Here is a 6,887-nt window from a genome sequence, read left to right on the forward strand (position 1 = left end):
GATGCGAGGTTACGCACTCGCCGAAAGCGAGTTGACCAGTTTCGATCGGCAGTTCCACGAGCGCTGCCGCGTGCAGCGGCCGGACCGCTACCGCCTGCTCGAGGCGCTGCCGGCGGATGCGCCGCGCGTCGCCCGCGGCGGCGGCGTCTCCTACGTCGGCGCGAGTTTCGGCAACGGCGCGATCAGCCAGGAGCTCGGCGCCTTCGACCGCCTGCTCGCGTTCGACGCCGAACGCGGCCTGCTCACCGTCGAGGCCGGCGCGCGCGTCGGCGACCTGCAGCGCTTCGCACTCGCGCACGGCTGGTATCTGCCGGTCACGCCGGGGCATCCGAAGGCCAGCGTCGGCGGCTGCATCGCGGCCGACGTGCACGGCAAGAATCCGGCGCGCGACGGTACGTTCCGGGCCTGGGTCGAGGCGATCGAATTGCAGTCGCCGGCGCGCTCGTACGCGATCGCGAGCGAGCGCCAGAACGCGGAACTGTTCGCCGCCACGTTCGCCGGCTTCGGCCTGACTGGCACGATCACGCGCGCCACCTTGCGCCTGGCGCGCCCGCCGAACGCCCTGGTGCTGCGACGCGTCCCGGTCCGCGATCTGGCCGAAGCGGCGAAGGTGCTGCGCGACGCCGCCAATGCACCGGTGCTGTACGGCTGGCACGACGGCCGACCCGGCCGGTTCGGCCGTGGCGTGGTCCGCATCGGACTCGTCGGCGACGAGCCGGCGCGGACGACGAAGCTGCCGGACGCGACACGCGACCTGCCGGCGGCGCCGAAGCCGCTGCCGATCGCCTTGTGGAACCGCGCCGGCATCGCCGCCGCGAATACCTGGCTGACGATGCGCTGGTGCAAGCCCGGACAGTCGCCGATGGCGCTGGCCGAGGCGTTGTTCCCGCTCAACGACGCGCGCACCTATTTCGCCGGCTACGGCAAGGCCGGCATGGCCGAAGCGCAGTGGCTGCTGCCCCACGTGCGTTTCGACGCCTTCGCCGGCGCGCTGCGCGAGCTGGTCGAACGCACGCGCCCGCGCATCGCGCTGATCGCGAGCAAGCTGTTCGCCGGGGCGCCGGACGGCTTCTGCTTCGACGGCAACGGCATTTCGCTGGCAATCCAGGTTCCGGCCCCGGCGCAGGCGTCGCAGCGCGCGTTTCTCGAAGCGCTGGCGGAACTCGCGCTCGCCCACGGCGGACGCCCGAATCTGATAAAGGAGTCGACGCTGGACGCGAACACCGTACGTCGCGCGCTGACCGGCTTCGACGCCGCGCGGGCGCGCCTCGCCGCGCACAATCCCGGCGGGCTGCACACGTCCGAACTGGCGCGGAGGATCGGCCTGTGAGCGCGATCGTCATCGGCGCGTCGAGCGGGCTCGGACGCGCACTCGCCGGCGAACTCGCCGCGCAGAAACACGACTTGCTGCTGGTCGCTTCCGATCCGCGCGACCTCGAAGCGCTCGCCGCCGACCTCAATCTGCGCCACGACGTCGCGGTGCGCACACTCGCGCTCGACCTCGGTCGCGAGCCCGATCCCGGCGCCGCCATCCTGGCGGCGCTCGACGGCCTGTCGGCACCGGACGCCCTGCTGTTGCCGATCGGGATGTCGCGCGACGACGACGAGCTTTCGCTCGATCCCGCCGCGATCGGCCAGCTGCTGGCGATCAATCTGCACGCGCCGCTGGCGATCGCGCATGCGTTGCTGCCGCGTCTGCTCGAGTCGCGCGGCAGCGTGGTCCTGTTCGGCAGCATCGCCGCGGTGCGCGGGCGCGGGCGCAACGTCGTCTACGCCAGCGCGAAGCGCGGCCTGGTCTCGTTCTACGAGAGCCTGCGCCAGCGCTATCGCCCGGAGGAGCTGCGCGTGCAGCTCTACCAGCTCGGCTTTCTCGCCACCAATCTGACCCACGGCATGCGCCTGCCGACGGCACCGGCCGAGCCGGCGGTGATCGCGAGAGCGGTCGTCAAACGCCTGCGCGGCAAGTCCTCGCTGCGCTATCTGCCGGAGAAATTCGAGCTGATCGCACTGATCGTGCGCATGCTGCCGTGGTTCCTGTACCGGCGGATGAAGGGATAGAAAGCCGTACCGGCGACCGGGATTCGGCGAACCGCCGACCCGATCGCAGGCACTCCGATCAATCCGGAGTGCGCGCGGGACGGCGCAGGGTCTGGCGCGCGCTCGGCAACGGCAGATGCGCGGCACCGAGTTCGGCGGCGACTTCGGTGTAGCCGAGCAGGCTGGCGACGTCGGCGGCGGTCCGCCCGAATCCGTCGACGAGATCGAGCGATGCGCCGTGCACTTTCAGCATGCGCGCGCAGCCGAGCAGGCCGTGCAGCGCGCAGGCGTGCAGGGCGCCGACGCCGCGCTGGTCCTGCGTGTCGAGCTTGGCGCCGTAACCCAACAGCAATTCGGTGAGGCGCGCCAGGTGTTCGGCGTCGCAGGACGAACCGGGAGCCGAACGCGAGCCGAGCAGGATCAGCAGCGCATCCTGACCTGCGTGGTTGCGCGCGTCGAGCTGCGCGCCGGCGCGCAGCAGGCGGTCGAGCAAGGCGTGCGCGGCGGCCGTGTCGCCGTGGTCGAACGCGTACTGCGCGGCCGCGTGCAGCGCCGTCGCGCCTTGATCGTCGGCCGCATTCGCGTTCGCGCCGGCCTCTAGCAGGGCTTCGACGATGCTGCGTTGACCGATCGCCGCGGCGATCATCAGCGCGGTGCCGCCTCCGGCCAGGCGCGTATCCGACGCGACGCCGTGACTGAGCAGGGTACGCACGATCGACTCGCGCTGCGCCGCGACGGCGGCGGCGAGGCAATGCATGCCGGAACGCGAAACATGCGCGGGATCGGCGCCGGATTCGAGCAGACGCACGGCCAAAGCGGCGTGGCCGTTGCCGGCGGCGCGGATCAGCGCCGTCGCGCCTTTCGCGTCCTCGGCTTCGAGCGGAAGACCGAGCGCCAGCAGGCGTTCGACCGCGTCGAGGTCGCCGATCGCCGCCGCCGCGGGCAAATCGTCGGCGCGCAGCGGCCTTCCCGGCAGACGCCATTGCGTCCAGCTCAGCCAGCGCACGAACGTGCGCTCTTCGCGCGCGAGCGCGAGACCGAGCGGTGTTTCGCCGTTCGCGGTGGCGATTTCCGGATCGGCGCCGGCGACCAGCAGGCGCTGCAGCAACGGCAGTGCGCGCTCGGCGTCGAGTTTCAACACGGCGTGCAGCGGTGTACGTCCTTGGGCGTCGCGCGCATTGGGGTCGGCACCGCGTTCGAGCAGGCGCCCGGTCAGCGCGAGATCGCCCTGCGCCGCCGCCAGATGCAGCGCGCTGCGCTGCCCACCGGCGCGACCGCACCAGTCGGCACCACGTTCGATCAGTGATGCGGCCAGCGCGCGCATCTCCTCGCCTTCCGCGCCGAGCGGCGCTTGCGCGAGCACCCGCGCGAAGAGACCGGCGCCGCCGGTCGGCGCACCGTGCTGCAGCCACTGCGCCAGCGCCGCGGCGGAGTTGGGCAGCGCATCGACCAGCGCGTCGACGAGCGGGCGCCCTTCGCCGGTCGCCGCATCGCCGCCGAGGCCGCGATTCAGCAGCCAGGCGCGCGCGTCGGCATGTTCGGGATCGGCCAGATCGAAGTAGAGATCGGCCAACGCGGACGTCGGCCATTCGGTCAGCACGCCGGTGAATTCGGCGGCGACGTTCCAGTGTCCGAAGCGCAACGCATCGAGCAGATGGTCGGCGCTGGCGCCGTGCGCCGGCGGTGCGCCGACGCCGAGGCTGCTGGGCAACGGGTAGGCCGGGTCCAGCAGCGCGACCACGTGCCAGCGACCGGCAGCTGCCGCATGATCGAGGGCGCGCTTGCCGTCCGCGCCGGCGAGCGCGCGATCGGCGCCGAGCGAAAGCAGCGCGCGCACGGTTTCCTCACTGGCGTGGCGCGACTGGCAGGCGACGATCAGAGCCGAGCGGCCGCTGCCGTCGACGGCGTCCGGATTCGCCTTGCGTTTGCCGAGCGCGTAGATCGCCGCGACCGTACCGGATCGCGCGGCTTCCATCAGCGCGGTCGTGCCGCGCTGGTCGGCCAAATCGGGGCTGGCATTCCCGGCGAGCAGCGCTTCGACGATGCGTGCATGGCCGGCCAGCGCGGCCGCCATCAGCGGCGTCCGTTCGAAGGCGCCGCGCGCGTCGGGATTCGCACGTTGTTTCAACAGCAGCTTGACGCCGGCAGGATCATCCTCGGCGATGCCGGCGGCCAGCAGCAGGGCCGGCTGCGCCCGTTCGACATCCGGCTTGGCGCCGCGCTCGAGCAGGAACGCCGCGACTTTCCAGTTCGCATTGCCGCAGGCGATCGCGAGCGCCGTGGTGCCTTCCGCGTTGACGGCGTCGACGTCGGCTGCTGCGTCGAGCAGCAGGGCCGCGATACCCGGTTCGGCGCAGCGTGCGGCGTGATGCAGCGGTGTATTGCCGGCCGCGTCAGCCATGCGTGCGTCGGCGCCGTTGGCAAGCAGGGTCATGACTGCGTCGGGGCGACCCTGGTAGCTGTCGCGCGTGACCGCGAGCAGCGGCGTGATGCCGCCCTGGGCGCGATTGACGTCGACGCCCTTGGCGATCAGCGTACGCAGCAGACGGAGATCCGGCAGGGTCGCCGCGACCATCAGCGCGCTGCGCTGGTCGCGCAGATCGACGCCCGGTACGGCGTTCGGGTCGGCGCCGCGTTCGAGCGCGGCCATTGCCAGATCGACCTGCGAAGAGTGCGCGGCGCAGAGCAGGGTCGCGTCCAGTTCCGCGCGACTGATGCCAGGCGGTAACAGCGCGGCATCGGAAGCGTCCTCGGCGGCCGCCGGCACGGAAGGAGACGTTTCGCGCCGCCGCGCCACGCGCGCGTCCGCAAGCAGCGCGCGCAGCGTACGGTTCACCAGCACGATGTGCGCGAGCGGCGCGACAACGACGGCGTAGACCGCGAAGCCGACGACACGCACCTCGCCCGCGATGAAATTACCGAGACCGGCCAACGACAAGGCTCCGGCGGCGAGCAGCAACAGTGCCAATCCCGCCGGAAAGCCGTATCCGACGAAGAGCTCGTGCTCACGCGTGAGATGCCGAGCGAATGCGAGCGAGCGGCGCAAGGCGGTCGACAGCCACGAGCCGCGGTCGTCGTCGTGCGGATAGGCGTCGTCCCAGACGAACGGCAGTGCGAACGTCGGCCAAACGCGCCAGAGTGAAAACACGGCTACGAACAGCGTCGCCGACAGTACCAGTGCTGCCGGCAAGGAGCCGTCGCGCGACAGCCACAGCGCAGGCGCGGCGAGCAGGACGGCAACGAAGGCCGTATAGACGGTCAACAGAATGAAATAGGCGAGCCCGCGGCGCGCGAGGCTGCGCGGATACCCCGCGTCCATGTCGAAGCCCAGCGCGCGGCAAATGCCCGTCATGGCGACCGCATTTGCGATCAGCAGCAGGACCAAGGACTGCGAGTCGGCGAAGACGGCAGCGAGTCCGAAGACCAACCATGCGGGGATGAGATGACCGAGGATCGCGAGCGCAGTGTGGATCCGGTCGACGGCGCGCTTGGGCATCCGCACCTCAAGGAGCATCGCGGCGGATGCCGCGTCGCACCGAGTATATCGGCGCGCGTGGCGGCTGCGGCTAATGCGGGGTTAAAAGCGAGGCCGTCGTGAAAATGTTCATCGGAGCAGTGTGGTGATCGGCTCCGCCTTCGAGTGCTATTCCAGGGGATCGGTTGGCGGCATCTGCAGGTGAAAGCCGCGCTCGGCGAGATGCTCGAGCACGACCGACGCCTCTTCGCGCGCGAGCTTGCGCTCCGACGTCAATTCGAGCTGCAGGACGAAAACCAGCTTGCCGAGCGCCTGCGCCAGCTCCGCCGGCAATGCCGCGAAGTCGTCGCGGGCGCGCAGATACACGTAGGTGTCCGCTTTGCGCAGGCTCTTGTAGACGTAGCAGGTCGTGGCGGGGATCGTCATCGTTCGGAGAGGGCGGTGTCGCCGTTGCTGAAAACCGCAAAAGCGAACGCCCTCCCGACTGGGAGGGCGTTCTGATGAAGCCCCTGGCGATGACCTACTCTTGCATGGCTTAAGCCACACTACCATCGGCGCTACTGCGTTTCACTTCCGAGTTCGAGATGGGATCGGGTGGGACCACAGTGCTAATTTCACCAGGGAACTGGTGTGAGTCGCGCATTCTGCGCGGACTCAACATGGGGACTTGGGACGTAACGTTGCGTTTTGCTGTCGTCAGACCTCTCGTTGAGGCGACGAAGCGTCTTGGAGTTATATGGTCAAGCCGCACGGCTCATTAGTATCAGTTAGCTCGGCATTACTGCGATACACACCTGACCTATCAACCACGTAGTCTTCATGGTGCCTTTAGGGGGCTTGTGCCCCGGGAGATCTCATCTTGAGGCGCGCTTCCCGCTTAGATGCTTTCAGCGGTTATCGCTTCCGATCGTAGCTACCCGGCAGTGCCACTGGCGTGACAACCGGAACACCAGGGGATCGTCCACTCCGGTCCTCTCGTACTAGGAGCAGCCCCTCTCAAATCTCCAACGCCCACGACAGATAGGGACCGAACTGTCTCACGACGTTCTGAACCCAGCTCGCGTACCACTTTAAATGGCGAACAGCCATACCCTTGGGACCGGCTACAGCCCCAGGATGTGATGAGCCGACATCGAGGTGCCAAACACTGCCGTCGATATGAACTCTTGGGCAGTATCAGCCTGTTATCCCCGGAGTACCTTTTATCCGTTGAGCGATGGCCCTTCCATACAGAACCACCGGATCACTAAGTCCTACTTTCGTACCTGCTTGATCCGTCGATCTTGCAGTCAAGCACGCTTATGCCTTTGCACACAGTGCGCGATGTCCGACCGCGCTGAGCGTACCTTCGAGCTCCTCCGTTACTCTTTGGGAG

4 protein-coding genes and 2 rRNA genes are annotated in these 6,887 nt (G+C 68.9%); 2 read left to right on the forward strand and 4 right to left on the reverse strand.

Features of this window, described 5'->3' with window-relative positions; all coding sequences use genetic code 11:
• Position 1: 1 nt before the first annotated feature.
• Together J7520_RS16385 and J7520_RS16390 are read left to right on the forward strand one after the other, a co-directional pair.
• Positions 2 to 1,330, forward strand: a complete 1,329-nt coding sequence (locus J7520_RS16385) for an FAD-binding oxidoreductase (protein WP_291190498.1) — start codon at positions 2 to 4, stop codon at positions 1,328 to 1,330.
• Positions 1,327 to 2,058 (forward strand): SDR family NAD(P)-dependent oxidoreductase, encoded by a 732-nt coding sequence (locus J7520_RS16390; RefSeq protein WP_291190501.1) that lies wholly within the window; start codon positions 1,327 to 1,329, stop codon positions 2,056 to 2,058. The genes J7520_RS16385 and J7520_RS16390 overlap by 4 nt, the downstream gene beginning before the upstream one ends.
• Before the next feature lie 58 nt (positions 2,059 to 2,116).
• On the opposite strand, the gene J7520_RS16395 is transcribed toward J7520_RS16390, so the two are convergent.
• The 4 genes from J7520_RS16395 to J7520_RS16410 all read right to left on the reverse strand — a co-directional run.
• Entirely contained in the window at positions 2,117 to 5,533 is a 3,417-nt protein-coding gene (locus J7520_RS16395; RefSeq protein ID WP_291190504.1) for an ankyrin repeat domain-containing protein, read from the reverse strand.
• Positions 5,534 to 5,680: 147 nt separating this feature from the next.
• A complete protein-coding gene (locus J7520_RS16400; RefSeq protein WP_291190507.1) occupies positions 5,681 to 5,938 on the reverse strand; it encodes a YcgL domain-containing protein in 258 nt (85 codons plus the stop codon).
• Positions 5,939 to 6,019: 81 nt separating this feature from the next.
• Positions 6,020 to 6,134: ribosomal RNA gene (gene rrf, locus J7520_RS16405) — 5S ribosomal RNA — on the reverse strand.
• 114 nt (positions 6,135 to 6,248) lie between these two features.
• Positions 6,249 to 6,887, reverse strand: a 23S ribosomal RNA gene (locus tag J7520_RS16410); the annotation flags it as partial.

It is taken from the genome of Dokdonella sp., assembly GCF_017744955.1.
Classification (GTDB): domain Bacteria; phylum Pseudomonadota; class Gammaproteobacteria; order Xanthomonadales; family Rhodanobacteraceae; genus Dokdonella_A.

What these genes read in the sequence shown, in the direction of transcription:
- J7520_RS16395 (WP_291190504.1), bottom strand. Translation starts at nt 5,533, where the DNA reads ATGCCCAAGCGCGCCGTCGACCGGATCCACACTGCGCTCGCGATCCTC.
- J7520_RS16385 (WP_291190498.1), top strand. Translation starts at nt 2, where the DNA reads ATGCGAGGTTACGCACTCGCCGAAAGCGAGTTGACCAGTTTCGATCGG.
- J7520_RS16400 (WP_291190507.1), bottom strand. Translation starts at nt 5,938, where the DNA reads ATGACGATCCCCGCCACGACCTGCTACGTCTACAAGAGCCTGCGCAAA.